The sequence below is a fragment of the Aestuariivirga sp. genome (genome assembly GCF_046093005.1).
GTDB lineage: Bacteria > Pseudomonadota > Alphaproteobacteria > Rhizobiales > Aestuariivirgaceae > Aestuariivirga.
This window is the reverse complement of the sequence record NZ_JBJTER010000167.1, coordinates 1-1,673: the sequence shown is the minus strand read 5'-3', so window position 1 is coordinate 1,673 and position 1,673 is coordinate 1. Positions and strand designations below refer to the sequence as shown.

Sequence of the window (1,673 nt, the reverse complement as noted above, 5' to 3'; positions counted from 1 at the left end):
GTTTCAGTGAGAGCCGGCGGCAACTTCACAAGGGCGCTATCCTGGCGGCATGTTCGGGACCGCGCGGGATTCTGAGTGGCGGCGATGATGGGCAGGTTCGCTTGTCCAGCGTTGATGGCTCCGGGGAATTGATTTGCCATCATGCCGGCAAATGGATCGACGCCGTGGCGTCCTCCCCAGCGGGGGATTTGGCGTGGACCGCCGGCCGCGCGTGCTACAGGCGCGGTCAGGGGGGCGAGCTGCAGCAACTCGAGTGCGCCTCAACCCCGTCTGACATCCGCTTCGACCCCAGGGGCAGGCGGCTCGCAGTCGTGCAATATGGCGGTGTGTTGCTCTGGCTCGTGAAGCAGAAGGAGAATCTGGTTCGCAAACTCGAGTGGAAGGGTAGTCATCTCTCCGTGACATGGTCTCCTGACGGAACCACGGTCGTCACCTCTATGCAGGAGAGGGAACTGCATGGCTGGCGCTTGTCCGATGGCGCAAACATGAGGATGTCTGGCTATCCGGGCAAGATCGGGTCCATGAGTTGGAACGCTTCAGGGTCGCGGCTGGCAACCGCTGGCGCGCCCGTGGCAGTGCTCTGGCCCTTTGATCGTGGTGGCCCCTGGAACAGAAGGCCGGAGGAGATAGGATTCCTTGCGGCCGGCATCACGAAACTCGCCTGGCATCCGGCGCGGAACATCCTCGCAGCGGGTTGTCAGCGGGGAGAACTCAAGCTTATTCGGTCAGATGATGGATCCGAGATTGATCTGGGGGACATCCGGAACTCGGCGGTGACGGCTATTGCCTGGTCCCGGTCTGGGCGTTTGCTCGCCGCCGGTACGCAGTCCGGTCACGCTGAAATCCACGCGTTCGCGAACCCATAGCCATGTGGATCAAGAAGGCGGCTTCATTCATCGGTGATGTGAAGAAGGAGCGAGTGCGCCTGTGGTGCTTTGAATGCATCGGACCGGGCGCCTCAGTCTCGATCAGCGAAGTCGCCTGCACGGAACCTGGATGTCCGCCCGTGAAGACAGTGATTCTCATCTTTCGCGAGGGTCAGCCGACGACCTCGCACATGATCCACAAGCCGATCAACAAGGTCAGCCGGAGTGATGTCGTGTCAGCTTGTTCTCAGCTCTGACGAATTGCGAGCGGCAGCCTGTAACTAGGTCGTGTTGACAAAGTGTCTGCACCAGAGGCGTGCTGAGGCGATGCGAACGAAACCGAGATAGCTTTCTGTTGTCTTGTCGTATCGTGTTGCAAGCCTACGGGAGTTCTTGAGTTTGTTGAAGCAGCGCTCGATCAGATTCCTGAGTGCGTAGATTGCGCTGTCGACTTTGTCTTGTGCCTTCCGGTTCCGGCGCATTGGAATGACCGGCTCCGCCTCTCTGGCGATCAGATCCTCGCGGATGGCATCGCTATCGTAGCCCCTGTCGGCGATCAACACCTTTGGTTTTGGTCCCGGTTTCAACATCAAGGGCTCATACCCTTTGTAATCCGATGTTTCGCCGCTGGACAGAATGACCGCGATGGGCAGGCCAATAGAATTGGTTCTCAGATTGATTTTGGTCGTCTGGCCGCCTCGCGAGCGCCCAATACTCTCTTGATGAGCCGCCTTTTTGCGCCCGATGCGTGCTGGTGGGCGCGGACGATGGTGGAGTCGATCATCTGGACGCTGCTTGGCGCCGTGC

2 protein-coding genes and 1 pseudogene are annotated in these 1,673 nt (G+C 59.7%); 2 read left to right on the top strand and 1 reads right to left on the bottom strand.

Going from position 1 to position 1,673, the window contains the following annotated elements; translation table 11 throughout:
- Positions 1–866: WD40 repeat domain-containing protein (locus ACKOED_RS14200; RefSeq protein ID WP_408917264.1), on the top strand; the 866-nt coding region annotated here is incomplete at its 5' end.
- A 2-nt stretch (positions 867–868) separates the two neighbouring features.
- A complete protein-coding gene (locus tag ACKOED_RS14195) occupies positions 869–1,123 on the top strand; it encodes a hypothetical protein (RefSeq protein WP_408917263.1) in 255 nt (84 codons plus the stop codon).
- A 24-nt stretch (positions 1,124–1,147) separates the two neighbouring features.
- On the opposite strand, the pseudogene ACKOED_RS14190 reads toward ACKOED_RS14195, so the two are convergent.
- Positions 1,148–1,673: pseudogene (locus ACKOED_RS14190) on the bottom strand (IS5 family transposase); the annotation flags it as partial.